Genomic DNA, 16,441 nt, shown 5'->3' with positions numbered 1-16,441 from the left:
CTAGAGGCCGGGTGCGGCGCCGACGTCGGCTCGTGGTGTCTAGAGGCCGAGTGCGGCGCTGACATCGGCTTTCAGGGCGTCGAGCTCGCGTACGGCCAGCGCCCGGGCATCACCCACCGGCCCGGTCACCGGGATGACCACCTCCAGGTAGCACTTGAGTTTGGGCTCGGTCCCCGAAGGCCGGACCACCACCCGGGCGTCGCCGGACAGCGTGTAGCGCAGCCCGTCGGTGGGCGGCAGCCCGCCGTCACCCAGGCGCAGATCGTCGGCCCGCTCGACCGCGCGCCCACCGAGCGCGGCCGGGGGGTCGGCGCGCAGCCGGGCCATGGCGCCGGCGATGAGCGACAGGTCGTCGACCCGGACGGACAGCTGCGCGGTGGCGTGCAGCCCGTAACGCCTGGCCTGGTCGTCGAGCAGGTCGAGCAGGGTCCGCCCGGCACGCTTGGCCGCCGCGGCGATGCCGGCCACGGTCAGGGCGGCGCCGATGCCGTCCTTGTCGTGGACCGGCAGCCCGGCGTCGGAGCCGACGCTGTAGCCGATCGCCTCCTCGTACCCGAAGACCAGCCCGGGGCCCGCTTTGATGATCCACTTGAAACCGGTCAGCGTCTCGCCGTAGCGGACGCCGTGGGCGGCGGCGATCTTGCTGAGCAGTGTGGAGGAGACGATCGTGGTGGCCACCAGGCGATCGCCGGACGTGTGCGTGATCACGTGCTCGGCCAGCAGGCCGCCCACCTCGTCGCCGGTCAGCATGCGCCAGGAGCCGTCGCCCAGCGGCACGGCCACGGCGCAGCGGTCGGCGTCGGGGTCGTTGGCCAGCACGACATCGGCGTTGATCTTGACGGCCAGCGCCACGGCCAGGTCGATCGCGCCCGGCTCCTCCGGGTTGGGGAAGGCCACCGTCGGGAACTCGGGGTCGGGGTTGCGCTGCTCCTCCACGGCCATCGGGCTCTCGAACCCGGCGGCCAGGAACGCGCCGGTCAGCGTGGCCGATCCGACACCGTGCAGCGGCGTGTAGGCGACCCGCAGCGCGCGCGCGTCGCCGAGCGGCAGCGCGGTCACCGCGTCGATGTAGTCGTCGATGATGCTCTCGCCCAACTCGGTGAGCGTGCCGGGGCCGTCGAGCGGCAACTGGTCGACGCGGCCCACCGCCTCGATGGCGGCGGAGATCTCGGCGTCGATCGGCGGCACGATCTGGGAGCCGTCGCCCCAGTAGACCTTGTAGCCGTTGTCGCGCGGCGGGTTGTGGCTGGCGGTGACCGTCACCCCGGCGTCGGCGCCGAGGTGACGGACGGCGAAGGCCAGCACGGGGGTCGGCAGCGGGCAGGGGAGCAGCGAGGCGTGCAGCCCGGCACCGGTCAGCACGGCCGCGGTGTCGCGGGCGAACATGTCGGACTTGTGGCGGGCGTCGTAGCCGATGACGACGTGCCTGCCGGGGCCGAGCACCTTGGCCAGACCTGCCGCGGCCCGCATGACGGTCACCCGGTTCATCCGGTTGGGGCCCGCGCCCAGCTCACCGCGCAGACCGGCCGTACCGAACTCGAGCCGGGCGCCGAAGCGGTCACGCAGCGCCTCGTCGTCGCCGGATTCGAGCAGGGCCGACAGCTCGGCCCTGGTCTCGGGATCGGGATCCTGAGCCAGCCACAGACGGGCCTCACGGGCCAGGTCGGCGCTCACCGCCGGCCTCGCAGGTCGGGTCGGTCAGGGGAGGTCCGGTCGGGCTGGTCAGAGGAGGCCCAGCCGGGCCGGTCAAGGGAGGCGCCGGGGGCCAAGTCGGGGGTCGGGTCGGGGGTCGGGTCGAGGGTCGGGGCGGTGGTCACTGTCGGGCCTCACGAGTCAGGTCGGCGAGATCACGCGGGACGGGGGAGCCTGGTCGCCGGTCAGAGCCGGTCCACGATCTTGGACAGCAGCGTGCCCATCCGGGCCGCCGTCTCGCGGCCGACCTGCAGGACCTCCTCGTGGTTGAGCGGCTCGTCCGCCAGCCCCGCCCCCGGGTTGGTGACCAGGGAGACGCCCAGCACGTCGAGACCGGCCTCACGGGCCGCGATCGCCTCCAGGACCGTGGACATGCCGATCAGGTCGCCGCCCAGCGTGCGCAGCATGCGGATCTCGGCGGGCGTCTCGTAGGTCGGGCCGCGGAAGGCCACGTAGACGCCCTCGGCGATGGTCGGGTCGACCTCGTGGACGAGCGCCCGCAGTCGCCGCGAGTAGACCTCGGTGAGGTCGATGAACGTGGTGCCGGTGATCGGGTTGGCGCCGGTCATGTTGATGTGGTCGCTGATCAGCACCGGGTCGCCGACCTGCTGCGTCTCGGGGCGCAGGCCGCCCGCCGCGTTGGTCAGCACGATCGTGCCGACGCCCGCGGCGGCCGCGGTGCGTACGCCGTGGACGACGGAGTCGACGCCCCGGCCCTCGTAGAGATGGCTGCGGCCGAGGAAGACGAGCGCGTGCCGTCCGCTGGGAGTGCGGAGGACGCGGATCTTGCCGCCGTGCCCGGCCACGGCCGGAGCTGAGAAGCCGGGCAGGTCGGTGAAGGGGATCTCCGTGACCGTCTCGCCGATCGCGTCGGCGGCCGGCACCCAGCCGGACCCCATGACGAGGGCCACGTCGAAGGTGTCGAGGCCGGACGCGCTCTTCAGCGCGTCGGCGGCCGCTCCGGCCAGGGTGTACGGGTCGTTGCTCACGTCAATAGTTTAGGAGGAGCCTGTCGAGCACCCGTACCCCGAACTGAAGGGCGTCCACCGGCACCCGCTCGTCCACGCCGTGGAACATCGACGCGAAGTCCATGTCCCCGGGCAGCCGCAGCGGCACGAACCCGAACCCGCGCACGCCCAGATCGGCGAAGAACGTCTTGTTGTCGGTGCCGCCGGACATGCAGTACGGCACGGCCCGCGCGGCCGGGTCCTCGGCCTTCAGCGCCGCGATCATCGACTCGACCAGGGCGCCGTCGAACGTGGTCTCCAGCGCGATGTCGTGGTGCACGAACTCGCGGCGTACGCCCGGCCCGATCAGCGAGTCGATCGTCTTGAAGAACTCGTCCTCGTGGCCGGGCAGGAAGCGGCCGTCGATCACGGCGGTGGCCTGGCCGGGGATGACGTTGGACTTGTAGCCGGCGTTGAGCTGGGTCGGGTTGGCGGTGTGGTTCAGGGTGGCGCCGACGAAGCGGACGAGCGGTCCGAGCTTGTCCAGGAGGGGCGCCGGGTCGTCCTCGTCGAAGGGCAGCCCGAACGCGTCCGCGACCTCGGTGAGGAACTGGCGGACCGTCGGGGTGAGGGTGATCGGCCACTCGTGGGCGCCGACCCTGGCGACGGCCTTGGCCACCTCGGTGACCGCGTTGTCGGGGTTGAGCATCGAGCCGTGCCCGGCGGTGCCGTCGGCGATGAGTTTCATCCAGCCGAGGCCCTTCTGCGCGGTCTCGATCAGGTAGAGCCGCAGCGACGGGTCGACCTCCAGGGAGTAGCCGCCCACCTCGCTGATCGCCTCGGTGACGCCCTCGAACAGCTCGGGGTGGTGCTTGGTGAGGTGCTTAGCGCCGTACGTGCCGCCCGCCTCCTCGTCGGCCAGCCAGGCGAAGACCAGGTCGCGGCGCGGCTTGCGCCCCTCGCGGGTGAGCTGCCGGAGTACGGCCAGCATCATCGCGTCCATGTCCTTCATGTCCACCGCGCCCCGGCCCCAGATGTAGCCGTCACGCACCTCGCCGGCGAACGGGTCGACGGACCAGTCGGCCGCGTTGGCGGGCACCACGTCCAGGTGGCCGTGGACCAGGAGCGCGGGCAGCGACGGGTCGGAGCCCTCGACGCGGGTGATGACGTTGCCCCGGCCCGGCTCGCTCTCGATGTAGGTGGCCTCGATGCCGACCTCGTCCAGCCTGGCCATGACGGCCTCGGCGGCGGCCCGCTCGCCGGGGCCGGTACCGTCCCCGTAGTTGCTGCTGTCGACGCGGATCAGTTCGGCGCAGAGGTCGGCGACTTCGTTCTCGGCGGGCGTCATGGGGTCCTCTCCAGGGTGAGCAGGCCGGATTTGTGGAGGTGACCGCGCTTGTAGGCGCGGGTGATGAGGGTGACGTCCATGTCGGTGACCTCGTCGAGGGGGCCGACGACACCCGTCAGGAAACGGTAGAGGTCTGCCTCATGGGCCACCGCGACCTGGACGATCAGAGAATGCGTGCCCGATGTCGCCGCGCAGTAACGCACGCTGGGGTGCGCCGCGAGCGTCTGGCCGACCCGGTCGAGGCCGTACGGGCGGACCTTGAGCCAGAGCTTGCCCTCCACCTCCAGACCGAGCAGCGCGGGCTCGACCTCGGCCCGCAGCAGCAGCACTCGCCGTTCGAGCAGCGAGGACACCCGCCGGCGCGCGGTGGGTACGGAGATGTCGAGCTGCTCGGCGATCGCGGTGAAGGCGATCCTGCCGTCACCGGCCAGCAGCTCGGCGATGTCCTGTTCCAGAGGCGACAGACCGTCCTGATCCGGAAGGGGATCATGGAGCATGGCCGGGCGGAGCTGAGCCGCCTCCTGCTCGCTGAGGTAGGGCGCGTGCCATTCGGCCACGGTCCTGAACGTGTGGAGCACGACCTGCGTCTGCGTCTGCAGCACCCCGTCGATCTCGCTGATCTCCGCGGTGAGGATGTCGTGCAACTCCTCGCGCGTACGGGCGACCAGCTCGCAGGCGAGGTCGGCGGCCCCGGTCAGCGAGTAGACCGAGCGCGTGTCGGGCCGGTCGGCCAGCGCCTTGGCGACCTGCGCCGCCGCACCGGGACGGACCTGGACGTGCAGGTGCACGGGTCGCCCGTGGCCCGAACGCAGGTCGTCATAGATCGCGGTGACGCGCACCATGCCGTCGGCGATCAGCCGCTGCAGCCGGCGCGCGACCGTGCGCTCGTGCTCATCGACGGCCCTGCCGATCTCGCCCCACGACGCGCGGGGGCTGATCTGGAGGGCGGCGACCAGGCGCCGGTCGAGAACATCCACAGGGAGCCGTTTCTATGTCGGGTTTGTAAATATGTGGCGAGGCATTTGACTGTTTCGGTCGCCCGAATGCACAGTAAGCCATCATCGCAGTTGTCAGCAAAGGAGCCCCCGTGGCGACCTCCCCCGTGGCACCATCGCCAGTCGGCATTCCCAAAAGCCGTGTCCGCCAGCTCATGGCGGCCAGCATCGGCAACGTCGTCGAGTGGTTCGACTGGTACACATACAGCTTCCTGACCGTCTACTTCGCCGAGCAGATCTTCCCCAAGTCCGGCACGAACAGTCTGGTCCCGGTGCTGAGCGCCTTCGCGGTGTTCGCGGTCGGTTTCTTCATGCGCCCCCTGGGTGGCCTGCTGGTGGGCGCGTTCGCCGACCGGTACGGACGCAAGGCTGCGATGACCTTCACGATCATCCTGATGGGCGGCGGCTCGCTGCTGCTGGCGGTCACGCCGACCTATGCGACGGCGGGCGTGCTCGCGCCGATCATCCTGACGCTGGCGCGGCTGATCCAGGGACTCTCGGTCGGCGGCGAGTTCGCCGCGGCCACCACGTTCCTGGTCGAGTCGGCGCCTCCCGGGCGTCGCGGACTGTTCTCGAGCTTCCAGTACGTCAGCACCACCATCGGCCAGCTCTTCGCCTCCGGCCTGGCCGCGCTGCTGGCCGCCAACCTGGCAGAAGCCGACATGAACTCCTACGGCTGGCGCATCCCGTTCGTCGTGGGCGCGGTCATCAGCCTCGTGGGCCTGTGGATCCGCAAGGGCGCCGAGGAGACCAGCGCGGTGGTCAGCGAGATCCAGGAGGGCAAGGCGGAGCGTCCTGGCCTGTTCGAGTTCCTGGTCCGTTACCCGACCAAGGCCGCGATGATCGTCGGCATCACCGTGGCGGGCACGGTCGCCTACTACACCTGGACGACCTTCCTGCCGACCTACGCCCAGCAGAACGTGAGCTTCGACAAGGGCGAGTCGCTCACGGTCAGCACGATCTCGCTGGTCTTCTTCATGATCCTGCAGCCGCTGCTCGGCATGCTCTCGGACCGGGTCGGGCGCCGGCCCATGCTGATCACCTTCGGCCTGGCGTTCACGATCCTGCCGGTGCCGCTGCTCGGCATGCTGACGAACTCGTTCTCCAGCCTGCTGTTCATCCAGTGCCTTGGCATGATCTTCCTGGGCTGCTTCACCTCGGTCTCGGCCGCGGTCAACTCCGAGTTGTTCCCGACCCGGGTGCGGGCGGCGGGGGCGGGCTTCCCGTACTCGCTGACCGTCGCGATCTTCGGTGGCACCGCGCCGCTCATCGGCACGGCGCTGAAGGACGCGGGCAACTCGGGACTCTTCCCGTGGTACATGTCGGCGCTCGCCCTGGTCTCCACGCTGGTCTACGTCTTCGCGCTGAAGGAGACCAAGGACCAGCCGCTGAGCTAGTCGCCGATCGATCTGCAGGGGCGTCCCCGCAGCTCCTTGACGTAGTCGTCGGGGGCGCCCGCCCGCTCGGCGGCGTCCGCCAGGATGCCCAGGTAGCGGGCGGAGGGCAGGCCGCCCTCGTAGCCGTCGAGCACGTAGAACCAGGCCACCTGCTCGCCGTCGAGGGTCTGCACCCGCAGCCGCACCTTGTGGTAGAGGCCGCGGACGGCGCCCTCCCACTGGTCGAGCGAGTTGGCGTCCGACTCGGGCACGTCGTAGAGGACGACGAAGACGTGCTCGTCGGGGTCTTCGACGATGGTGGAGAGCGAGCCCTCCCAGCCGATGTCGTCGCCGCCGAACGTCAGGCGCCAACCCTGCAGCCAGCCCACACCCCGGATCGGGGAATGAGGGGCGCGCATGGCCATCTGCTCGGGGTCCATGTTGCTGCCGTAGGCCGCGTATACAGGCACAGCTGATAAGAGTAGCGGGCGAGAGGCCGCCCCGTTCGTCGTCAGCGCGCGCCATGCGGGAGAATGGGCACGTGACGAGGATCGTGATCATCGGTGGCGGACCAGGCGGCTACGAGGCGGCCCTGGTGGCAGCGCAGCTAGGCGCGCAGGTCACCATGGTCGAACAGGACGGACCGGGCGGCGCGTGCGTGCTGACCGACTGCGTGCCGTCCAAGACCCTCATCGCCACCTCCGTACGTAAACAGGCCCTGCTCGACGCGCCCTCTCTGGGCGTCGGTTTCACCGGCGGGCTCGACGGCGACGTCGGCGTGGCGAGCGTCGACCTGCCACTGGTCAACAAGCGGGTCAAGGAGCTGGCACAGGCCCAGTCGGCCGACATCGAGACCCGGGTGGCCGCCGAGGGCGTCGAGATCATCAAGGCGCGCGGGCGGCTGGCCGACCCGCAGTTGGTCAAGGCGGGCGACCGCGCGATCAAGGCCGACGTGGTCATCGTGGCGACCGGTGCGACGCCGCGCATCCTGCCGGGGGCCGAGCCCGACGGCGAGCGCGTGCTCACCTGGCGCCAGCTTTATGACCTCGACGCGCTGCCCGAGCATCTGATCGTGGTCGGCTCCGGGGTGACGGGCGCCGAGTTCGCCGGCGCCTACCGTTCGCTGGGCGCCGAGGTCACGCTGGTCTCCAGCCGTGACCGGATGATGCCCAACGAGGACGCCGACGGCGCCGAGGTGCTCGAAGAGGTCTACCGGCGCCGCGGCATGAACGTCATGGGCCGCTCGCGCGCCGCCTCCGTCAAGCGGACCGCCGACGGCGTCGTGGTCACACTCGAAGACGGCCGTACGGCCGAGGGCTCCCACGCGCTGATGACGGTCGGCATGGTGCCCAACACGGGCGGCATCGGCCTGGAGGAGGCCGGGGTCCAGCTCGACAGGAACGGCTTCATCAAGGTCGACAAGGTCTCGCGCACCTCCGCGCCGGGCGTCTACGCGGCGGGCGACTGCACCGGCGTGCTCATGCTCGCCTCGGTCGCCGCCATGCAGGGCCGCATCGGGGTCTGGCACGCGCTGGGTGAGGCCGTGCAGCCGTTGCGCCTGGCCACGGTGGCCTCCAACATCTTCACCGACCCGGAGATCGCCGCGGTCGGCGTCGCGCAGCGCTCGATCGAGGCCGGCGAGATCGAGGCCAACGTCGTCAAGCTGCCGCTGGCCACCAATGCCCGCGCGAAGATGCAGGGGTTCAACGACGGCTTCGTCAAGCTGTTCTGCCGTCCGCACACCGGGATCGTGCTGGGCGGCGTGGTGGTGGCGCCGAGGGCGTCCGAGCTGATCCTGGCGCTCTCCGTGGCGGTGCAGCAGCGGCTCACGGTGGACCAACTGGCCCACACTTTCGCGGTCTATCCGTCTTTGTCGGGATCCATCACCGAGGCGGCCCGCCGCTTGATGCAGCCCGAGGCGCAGATCGGGATCTGACCCGGCTCAAACGGAAACGGGCGCGTCCCCCGAAGGGAACGCGCCCGATCATCCGTTGAACGGGTTACCAGTCGCCGCCGCCGAAGTCGCCACCACCGAAGTCGCCGCCGCCGCCGAAGTCACCCCAGCCGCCGCCGCCGTCTCCGCCACCGAAGTCGCCGCCGCCGCCACTGATGTCGCCCCCGCCGCCGTCACCGTAGCCGCCGTAGCCGAAGCCGCCGTAACCGAAGCCGCCGCTGAGCATGCTGCCCATCAGGGTGCCGACGAACATGCCGGTCATGACATCGCCGAAGCCGCCGTAGTAGCCGTAGGCGTAAGGCTGGTAGGCCGGTCCCGCGTCGTAGTAGGGACGCCGCTGGCCGTCGACCATGACCTCCCGCATCTGCGGGTCGAAGCCGCGCTCCACGGCCTCCGCGTCGGCCGCGCAGGCGGGCACGTCGCGCACCGCGCCACCGGGCGGCGCCCAGCGCACGTCACGCACCGACGGGCCGTGCTGCGGGTTGAAGAAGCAGGGCGCCCGCCGCTCGGGGGTCGGCTGGTTGTTGACCTTGGCCTTCACCACGGCCAGCCAGTAGCGGCCGTCCTCCAGCGTCTGGGTCACCTCGCGGACCTGGTCGGCCCGCTGAATGGCCGCGAGCTGCGTCTTGGCCTTCTCGTAGGAGTCGAGTGCCTGCTGCCACTCGGTGATGTGCTGGCCGCTCTGGCCGGAGAGCGCGACGTCGGCGTCGAGCGTGGTGATCTCCTCGCCGAGCTTCGTGACGTCCTCCTCCACGGTCTGCTTGACCGCGGCCAGGTCCTTGGCGTCCTGGATGGCCTGCTTCTTCTTCTTGTTCTTCGAGTAGACGAAGTAGCCGCCGCCGCCGACCACGACGAGCGCGCCCAGGGCGATCAGCGCGCCGCTGCCGCCGCCGCTGCCGCCCACAGGGCCGGAGTTGAGCGCGGACTTCTTGTTCTCGGAGGCGAGGTTGACCCGCTCCACGAAGTCATTCATGCCGGACACGACGTCGTCGTTGTTGCGCACCGCCAGCTTGGCCAGCTGGTCAGTGAGTCCGGGCTTGCCGAAATTGGACTCCGCGAACAGGGAGTTGCCGTCGAGGACGGCCACGGTGACCCGGCCCCCACCCTTGGCGGCCGCGGTGGCCGTGCCCAGGGAGCTGAGGTACTGCTTGGCGTCCGACGACGAGGTCAATGTGCCGTCGGGCAGCGCCGCGACGTAGACGTCACTCTTGGAATCCTTCAACGTGTCGCGGATATCGGACTGCTGGTCCGAGGTCAGCGACGAGCCCGACTGCACGAAGAGCGGATCCTTCTTGTCCTTCCAATAGGACACAACGCTCGATGCGTCAGGGGGTGCGGCCGCCGCGTTGGCGGCAGGGGACAGCGCAAGTACGACGAAAAGACCGGCGATCAGAGCCGCGATCGCGGCCCCTGCTCGGCGCAGCGAATGGGTCATTGGCAGCAAGCCTCCTTCGCTCAGGATGACGAACGGGCGCTCAACAAAGTTCCTTTGCATATGCACGTTACCCGTATGAAGCCGTCCGAGCGCGGGGCGTGGTCAAGGTTCCTGGAGCCTCCGGCGGTCAAGCGTCCTTGATCTCGCAGATCGTGGCCCCTGACGTGACGGTCTGCCCGACCGCGGCGGTCAGGCCGGTGACGGTGCCCGCCTTGTGCGCGGTCAGCGGCTGCTCCATCTTCATGGCCTCGAGCACCACGATCGCGTCGCCCTCGGCCACCGTGTCGCCGTCGGTCACCACGACCTTGACGATCGTGCCCTGCATGGGGCTGACCAGCGTGTCGCCGCCCGCCGCGGGCTTCTTCGCGCCGCCGCGCTTGGGCTTCCTGCCCGCGGGCTGCGCGCCGCCCCTGGAGGCGCCGGTCGTACCGAGGCCGGAGGGCAGGACCACTTCGAGGCGCTTGCCGCCGACCTCGACCGTCACCGACTCGCGCGCCGCGGGCTCGTCGGCGGAGCCGTCCCCCGCGTAGGGCGCGATCGTGTTGTCGAACTCGGTCTCGATCCACCGGGTGTGGACGGCGAACGGCTCGGCGGTGAAGGCCGGGTCCGACACGACCGCGCGGTGGAAGGGGAGCACGGTCGGCATGCCGTCGATCTCGAACTCGGCCAGCGCCCGGCGTGAGCGCTCCAGCGCCTCCGTACGCGTGCGACCGGTCACGATCAGCTTGGCCACCAGCGAGTCGAACGTCTGGGGCACGGTCATCCCGGCCTCGAACCCCGAGTCGAGCCGCACGCCGGGACCCGACGGCGGGCGCATGACGGTGAGCGTGCCCGGCGCGGGCAGGAAGTTGCGGCCGGCGTCCTCGGCGTTGATACGGAACTCGATCGAGTGACCGCGCGGCGCCGGGTCGCCGAAGCCCAGCGACTCGCCGTCGGCGATGCGGAACATCTCGCGCACCAGGTCGAAGCCCGACACCTCCTCGGTGACGGGGTGCTCGACCTGCAGCCGGGTGTTGACCTCCAGGAAGGAGATCGTGCCGTCCTGGCCGACGAGGAACTCGCAGGTGCCCGCGCCGACGTAACCGGCCTCGCGGAGTATCGCCTTGGAGCTGGTGTAGAGGGTCTCGACCTGCGATTCGGACAGGAACGGCGCGGGCGCCTCCTCCACCAGCTTCTGGTGGCGGCGCTGGAGCGAGCAGTCGCGGGTGCCGACCACGACCACATTGCCGTCGCGGTCGGCCAGGCACTGGGTCTCGACATGCCGCGGGCGGTCGAGGTAGCGCTCCACGAAGCACTCGCCGCGGCCGAACGAGGCGATCGCCTCGCGCACGGCCGACTCGTAGAGCTCGGCGACCTCTTCCAGCCGCCGGGCGACCTTGATGCCCCGGCCGCCACCGCCGTACGCGGCCTTGATCGCGATGGGCAGCCCGTGCTCCTCGGCGAAGGCGACCACTTCCTCGGCCCCCGAGACCGGGTCCTTGGTGCCCGCGACGAGCGGCGCGCCGACCTTCTGCGCGATGTGCCTGGCCTGGACCTTGTCGCCGAGCGCGGCGATGGCGGCCGGCGGCGGGCCGATCCAGATCAGGCCCGCGTCGATGACGGCCTGGGCGAAGTCGGCGTTTTCGGCCAGGAACCCGTAACCGGGATGCACCGCGTCGGCGCCCGAGCGCCGGGCGATCTCCAGCAGCTTGCCGATGTCGAGGTAGGTCTCCGCGGGGGACTGGCCGCCCAGCGCGTACGCCTCGTCGGCGATCTTGGCGTGCAGGGAGTCGAGGTCTTGGTCGGCGTAAACGGCCACGCTGCCGATCCCGGCGTCCTTGCACGCCCGTGCGACCCGGACGGCGATTTCCCCCCGGTTGGCGATCAGAACCTTCTGCACCGACCTACGTCCTTTCCTAGGCATCCTTCCGCGCCGGGCACTGAGACGGAGTGTAAGTGTTCGCTGTCGGCCGCCGGTCAGCGACCCAGATAAGCGCCGCCGTTCACGTGGATCACCTGCCCCGTCAGATGCCGTGCGCCCGGAGAGGCGAGGAAGACAACGCTGTCCGCGACGTCGGACGGGGTGCCGGGGCGGCCGTTGCGGGTGTTGTCGACGCGGGCCCTGATGCCCTCCTCGGTCAGGCGCCCGCGGAAGAACTCGGTGTCGAGCACCAGGCCGGGGGAGACGACGTTGGCGGTGATGCCCCGCGGGCCGAGCTGGGCGGCCAGGTCGGCGGTCCACGCCTCGACGGCCGCCTTGGCCGCGCCGTACGAGCCGGAGCCCGTGCCGCGGGCGGCGATCGAGCCGATCGTGATGATCCGCCCGCCCTTGGCGAAGCGCGGTAGCAGCGCGGTCGTGACGAGCACGGCGGACAGCAGGTTGGCGTTGAGGTTGGCCAGCCAGCCCTCGGCCACGTCCAGCAGGTCGTCGGACTGCCGCCGGTCCAGGTTGGTGTTGCCGCCCGCGTTGTTGACCAGGACGTCGACCCGCTCGGGCAGGCGGCCCGCCGCGTCCTTCACGGCGGCGGGGCTTGCGGCGTCGAACGGCAGGTAGGCGGCGCCGAGCCGGGCCGCGGCCTCCTTCAGCACCTGCTCGCGCCGGCCGGTGATCGTGACCCGGTCACCCGCGGAGGCGAACGCCGCGGCGATCGCGTAGCCGATCCCGGTGCCACCGCCGGTGACCACAACCTCGCGCATGGCCGGATGCTCCTTAGAATCCGAATATTCCTCTGGAAGACCATAGCCGCTCGGCATAACAGGAGCGAGGCGTGAGTGACGCGCTTATGTTGAGGGCGCTTTCAGTCGATCCAGGAGGTATGCATGAGCCAGAGCCTGCTCGGTGGCGACCCCGCGGAAATGCAGCAGATGGCCACCCAGTTCAACCAGCAGTCCGAGGCGGTGCGCACCACGATGACCGCGCTGGACCGCGAGGCCGCCAAGGTCGGCACCGCTTGGACGGGCCCGGGAGCCGAGCGCTTCCAAGGGGCCTGGCAGAACTACCGGACGGCCTTCCAGCGCATGACGGAAGAGCTCCAGGAGGCCTCCCGGGTGATCAACACCTACCGGGGCAACATCGAGTCCGCGACCCGCTGAGCCTCGCGGAGAGGCCCCGGTCTGACCACCGGGGCTTCTTTTCGTTCAGGTGGGCAGGCTACGCTCTTCCGCCATGATCGGACGGACTCTCGCGGCGGGCGTGCTCGCCCTGCAGCTCACCTCGGCCCCCGCGCTCGCCGCGGAACAGGTGCAGGCCGAGAGAAGCGCGCCCGTGGAGTGCAAACCACGCAAGGGGACGACGCAGTTGCCCGGCACCGAGCCGTGGGCGCAGAAAAGGCTCGACATCAAGAACGTGTGGCGCATCACCCGGGGCGCGGGCGTGAAGGTCGCCGTGGTCGACAGCGGCGTCGACTACCAGCACCCGCAGATCCAGATCTCCAAGTTCATCGACATCACCCACACCGGCTACCGCGACTGCGTGGGGCACGGCACCGCCGTCGCGGGCATCATCGCCGGCCGCTATCTCGCCGGGGTCCCCTTCCACGGCGTCGCCCCCGAGGTCCAGCTCATCTCGGTGAAGCAGAGCAACAGCGAGGAGGGCGAGGTCGCCGACCTGGTCAAGGGGATCAAGGAGGCCGTGGACCGCAAGGCGGACGTGATCAACGTCTCGGTGCGGGCCGCCGACCATCCCGACCTGAAGGCGGTCATCCAGTACGCGCTGTCCAGGGACATCGTGGTCGTGGCCGCCGCCGGCAACATCACCAAGGAGGACGGGCCACCCGAGCCCGCCTACCCCGCGGCCTATGACGGCGTGCTCGCCGTGGGCTCCGCCAACAGCGACGGCCGCCGCGCCGACTCCTCCAACACGGCCACGCCGGTCGGCGTGCTCGGGCCGGGCGTGGACATCACCGCCCCGTGGACGGGCAAGAGCTACATGCGCGGCCTGGAGGGCACCAGCTTCGCCGCCCCGTACGTGGCGGGGGTCGCCGCGCTCGTCCGCGCCCGCTTCCCCAAGCTCGACCAGCAGCAGGTACGTCAGCGCATCACCGCCACGGCCGACGGCTCGGTGGGCACCGGCACCGGAGCCGGGATGGTCAACCCGCTGATGGCCGTCACCGCGTCGCTGTCCTTCGACCCGGCGGGCGCCCCCGTGGTCGCCCCGCCGCCGCCCTCGCCGTTGCCCGCCAACGCGGTGGCCAAGGCGCCGCAGCCCGACGAGCACGCGACGAACGTCGCCCTCTTGGTGACGGTCGGCGCGCTGGGGATCGCCGCCGCCGCGGCGGCCGCGGCATCGCTCATTCCGCTGGGCCGCCGCCGGGGCTGGCGTCCCGGCCGTCCGGCCGCTTGATGTCTTTACGGTTAAATGTCAGGTTGCGTCCGAAACCACTGATACAGATGTGACAGATTTGGTTGAATGTACGGGCGTAACGAGTTTTGACTTGAAGGGAAAGAGATGCACCCTCTGCGGCCGGGTGATCCTGAGCGTTTAGGAGCTCACACCCTTTTCGGACGGCTGGACGAGGGGCCGCGAGGAGTCGCGTACCTCGGCAAGGAGTCCGAGGACGGACCCACCCGAGTGATCAAGCTGCTCCCGGCCGTTCCCGGCGCGGGGCCGCACGACGCTGAGCGGTACAAGGGCGTCCAGCGTATTTCGAGCGTGTACGTCGCCAGGACGCTGGACGCCGGAATGCACGACGAGCAGCCGTACATCGTGCGCGAGCACATCGAGGGCCGCAGCCTGGCAGAGACGGTGGCGGCCGACGGGCCGCTCGACGGCGACACCCTGGAGCGGGTGGCCGTCGGCGTGCTGACCGCACTGACCGCCGTGCACCTCGCCGGCGTCACGCACCGTGGGCTCACTCCGCACAACGTGCTCCTCGCCGCTGACGGCCCCCGTGTGACCGACATCGACCTCGGCGAGGCCGCCGGCGAGCTCGGTTACCGCTCGCCCGAGCAGCTCAGCGGGCTGGGGTACGGCCCTTACGCCGACGTGTTCGCCTGGGCCGCCACGATCGTCTTCGCCGCGACCGGGCAGCCCCCCTTCGGGCACGACGCCCAGGCGGTGCTCAACGGGGAGCCCGAGGTCGGCGCGCTGGCCGAGCCGCTGCGCCGGGTGGTGCTCTCCGCGCTGTCCAAGGACGTCACGCAGCGGCCGACCACCTACACGGCGCTGCTGCAACTGCTCGGCGACAAGAGCGGCGCCGCAGCGCCGCGGGTGGGCGTCGTCGCCACTGTGCCACCGCCCCCGCAGGCGCCGGAGGGCGAGCTCTTCCCGCCGCAGACCATCCAGCTCCCGCCGTTGGAGGCGCCGGCCGAGCACCAGGAGCTGGCTGAGCACCAGGCGCCGCTCGAAGGGGTGCCGGTCCCGCAGCAGACGTGGGGCCCGCCGCCCGTGCCGCAGCAGGGACCGTGGGAAGGGGCGCCTGGCGGGCAGCCGCCGTCCCAGGTATGGCAGGCGCCGCCGCAGCACGGCGGTGCCGCCCCCCGGCGCAAGTCGTTCCCCATCGGGCTCGCCGCGGCCGTCACGGCGGTCGCGCTGCTGTCCGGCGTGGGGCTGTGGGGCGCGGGCCACTACGCCAAGCTGGAGACGGTGTCCAACTCCTCGGCCGAGGCCAAGAAGGGCGGCACGCTGGCGATCGGCGGGGGCGGGGGTGACTCGTCCGCGCAGCCACAGCAGCAGCTGCCCGGCCAGCCCAATCCTCAGCAGTCGCAGCCCGACGTGACGGTGCCCTGGGCCTCCGCGAGCCCCGACCCGACCGACGTGGTCCCGCTGGTGCTGCCGACCGACTATCCCTCGTCGGCGCCCACCGCTCCGGAGTTCAGCACGGTCCCGACGCCGCAGCCGATCCTCACGCAGCCGGTGACCCAGCCGACGGTGACGCAGCCCGCCGCCCAGCCGACGGCGACGCAGCCCACCGCGAGCGCCACGGCGAGCGAGCGCAAGACCAGGAAGCGCCAGGCGAGCCAGACCCCGACTCCCACCGAGTCGAAGGAGCCGACGCCGACGCCGGAGCCGACGAAGTCCAAGGACCCGGACCCCACGCCGACGCCGGAGCCGACGAAGACCAAGGAGCCGGAGCCCACGCCGACGAAGACCACCGAGGAGCCCAAGCCGACGCCGACGAAGACGACCCAGTCGCCCAAGCCGACGCCGACCAAGACCACCGCCAAGCCGACGCCCACGCCGACCAAGACCACCGCCAAGCCGACGCCCACGCCGACCAAGACCACCGCCAAGCCGACGCCCACGCCGACGAAGACCACGGCCAAGCCGACGCCGACGCCGCCCAAGACGAACCCCTACACGCCGGCGCAGGTCTGCGGAGGCGGATTCAGCGTGCAGCGCAGCGGAGCGTTCTCGGGCGGGGTGACATACCAGCTCTACAACAGCGGTACCGGTGAGAACTGCGTGGTCACCATGAAGACCGCGAACGTGGGTCAGAAGACCCCGGTCAGCGCGACGCTCGACGTGCAGGGCGGGGGGAGCAGGACCGACTCCGGCAGCTACGAGTACTACGCCGGCCCGGTCAAGCTGCCCGCCAAGGGCAAGTGCGTGAAGTACTCGGGCAGCGCCGGTTCCGGCAGCACCAGCGCCCCATACGGCAACTGCGGCTGAGCAGGCCGGTACGCGAACGGCGGGGCCGGTGAGGATCGATCCTCACCGGCCCCCCCGGCGGTGGGGCGCAGGAGTCCCCGGCGCGCGGGGGGGGGCGCCCCCCCT

The 16,441-nt window shown here is 70.9% G+C and carries 13 protein-coding genes; 5 read left to right on the top strand and 8 right to left on the bottom strand.

What is annotated here, in order from left to right:
- Nucleotides 1-39: 39 nt before the first annotated feature.
- The 4 genes from AB0B91_RS37240 to AB0B91_RS37225 form a co-directional block, all read right to left on the bottom strand.
- The gene (locus tag AB0B91_RS37240; RefSeq protein WP_358330041.1) at nt 40-1,674 is read right to left on the bottom strand and encodes a phospho-sugar mutase; all 1,635 of its coding nucleotides are present in this window, start codon (nt 1,672-1,674) and stop codon (nt 40-42) included.
- Nucleotides 1,675-1,877: 203 nt separating this feature from the next.
- A complete protein-coding gene (locus tag AB0B91_RS37235; protein ID WP_358330038.1) occupies nt 1,878-2,681 on the bottom strand; it encodes a purine-nucleoside phosphorylase in 804 nt (267 codons plus the stop codon).
- Between the two features lies 1 nt (nt 2,682).
- A complete protein-coding gene (locus AB0B91_RS37230; protein WP_358330035.1) occupies nt 2,683-3,987 on the bottom strand; it encodes a M20/M25/M40 family metallo-hydrolase in 1,305 nt (434 codons plus the stop codon).
- The gene (locus AB0B91_RS37225; RefSeq protein ID WP_358330033.1) at nt 3,984-4,964 is read right to left on the bottom strand and encodes an Lrp/AsnC family transcriptional regulator; all 981 of its coding nucleotides are present in this window, start codon (nt 4,962-4,964) and stop codon (nt 3,984-3,986) included. Before AB0B91_RS37225 ends, AB0B91_RS37230 begins: the two co-directional genes overlap by 4 nt.
- A 110-nt stretch (nt 4,965-5,074) precedes the next feature.
- Between AB0B91_RS37225 and AB0B91_RS37220 the strand changes: the two genes are divergently transcribed.
- On the top strand, nt 5,075-6,379 hold the full coding sequence (locus tag AB0B91_RS37220; protein ID WP_358330030.1) for an MFS transporter: 1,305 nt from the start codon (nt 5,075-5,077) through the stop codon (nt 6,377-6,379).
- Here the strand turns inward: AB0B91_RS37220 and AB0B91_RS37215 are convergent.
- Entirely contained in the window at nt 6,376-6,828 is a 453-nt protein-coding gene (locus AB0B91_RS37215) for a gamma-glutamylcyclotransferase (RefSeq protein WP_219531270.1), read from the bottom strand. The genes AB0B91_RS37220 and AB0B91_RS37215 overlap by 4 nt on opposite strands.
- Nucleotides 6,829-6,899: 71 nt before the next feature.
- Between AB0B91_RS37215 and AB0B91_RS37210 the strand changes: the two genes are divergently transcribed.
- On the top strand, nt 6,900-8,294 hold the full coding sequence (locus tag AB0B91_RS37210) for an NAD(P)H-quinone dehydrogenase (RefSeq protein ID WP_219531269.1): 1,395 nt from the start codon (nt 6,900-6,902) through the stop codon (nt 8,292-8,294).
- 64 nt (nt 8,295-8,358) lie between these two features.
- Here the strand turns inward: AB0B91_RS37210 and AB0B91_RS37205 are convergent, their stop codons facing one another.
- From AB0B91_RS37205 to AB0B91_RS37195, 3 genes are all read right to left on the bottom strand, one after another.
- Nucleotides 8,359-9,747: a hypothetical protein gene (locus tag AB0B91_RS37205; RefSeq protein WP_358330025.1), complete on the bottom strand. Its 1,389-nt coding sequence runs from the start codon at nt 9,745-9,747 to the stop codon at nt 8,359-8,361.
- Between the two features lie 127 nt (nt 9,748-9,874).
- Nucleotides 9,875-11,626 (bottom strand): biotin carboxylase N-terminal domain-containing protein, encoded by a 1,752-nt coding sequence (locus AB0B91_RS37200; protein ID WP_358330022.1) that lies wholly within the window; start codon nt 11,624-11,626, stop codon nt 9,875-9,877.
- A gap of 77 nt (nt 11,627-11,703) precedes the next feature.
- Nucleotides 11,704-12,423 (bottom strand): SDR family oxidoreductase, encoded by a 720-nt coding sequence (locus AB0B91_RS37195; protein ID WP_358330020.1) that lies wholly within the window; start codon nt 12,421-12,423, stop codon nt 11,704-11,706.
- A 123-nt stretch (nt 12,424-12,546) separates the two neighbouring features.
- Here AB0B91_RS37195 and AB0B91_RS37190 point away from each other — a divergent pair, with 123 nt between their 5' ends.
- From AB0B91_RS37190 to AB0B91_RS37180, 3 genes are all read left to right on the top strand, one after another.
- Entirely contained in the window at nt 12,547-12,819 is a 273-nt protein-coding gene (locus AB0B91_RS37190; protein WP_219531266.1) for a WXG100 family type VII secretion target, read from the top strand.
- Between the two features lie 73 nt (nt 12,820-12,892).
- A complete protein-coding gene (locus tag AB0B91_RS37185) occupies nt 12,893-14,068 on the top strand; it encodes a S8 family serine peptidase (protein WP_358330016.1) in 1,176 nt (391 codons plus the stop codon).
- 105 nt (nt 14,069-14,173) lie between these two features.
- Nucleotides 14,174-16,336, top strand: a complete 2,163-nt coding sequence (locus AB0B91_RS37180; RefSeq protein ID WP_358330013.1) for a serine/threonine protein kinase — start codon at nt 14,174-14,176, stop codon at nt 16,334-16,336.
- The last annotated feature ends 105 nt before the right edge of the window (nt 16,337-16,441 follow it).

This window comes from Nonomuraea sp. NPDC049141 (assembly GCF_040648415.1).
GTDB lineage: Bacteria > Actinomycetota > Actinomycetes > Streptosporangiales > Streptosporangiaceae > Nonomuraea.
This window is presented reverse-complemented; position numbering and strand designations above follow the sequence as displayed.

Excerpts from the sequence above, each read along its gene's own strand:
- AB0B91_RS37180 (WP_358330013.1), top strand. The coding sequence starts at position 14,174 with ATGCACCCTCTGCGGCCGGGTGATCCTGAGCGTTTAGGAGCTCACACC.
- AB0B91_RS37190 (WP_219531266.1), top strand. The coding sequence starts at position 12,547 with ATGAGCCAGAGCCTGCTCGGTGGCGACCCCGCGGAAATGCAGCAGATG.
- AB0B91_RS37205 (WP_358330025.1), bottom strand. The coding sequence starts at position 9,747 with ATGACCCATTCGCTGCGCCGAGCAGGGGCCGCGATCGCGGCTCTGATC.
- AB0B91_RS37230 (WP_358330035.1), bottom strand. The coding sequence starts at position 3,987 with ATGACGCCCGCCGAGAACGAAGTCGCCGACCTCTGCGCCGAACTGATC.
- AB0B91_RS37185 (WP_358330016.1), top strand. The coding sequence starts at position 12,893 with ATGATCGGACGGACTCTCGCGGCGGGCGTGCTCGCCCTGCAGCTCACC.
- AB0B91_RS37195 (WP_358330020.1), bottom strand. The coding sequence starts at position 12,423 with ATGCGCGAGGTTGTGGTCACCGGCGGTGGCACCGGGATCGGCTACGCG.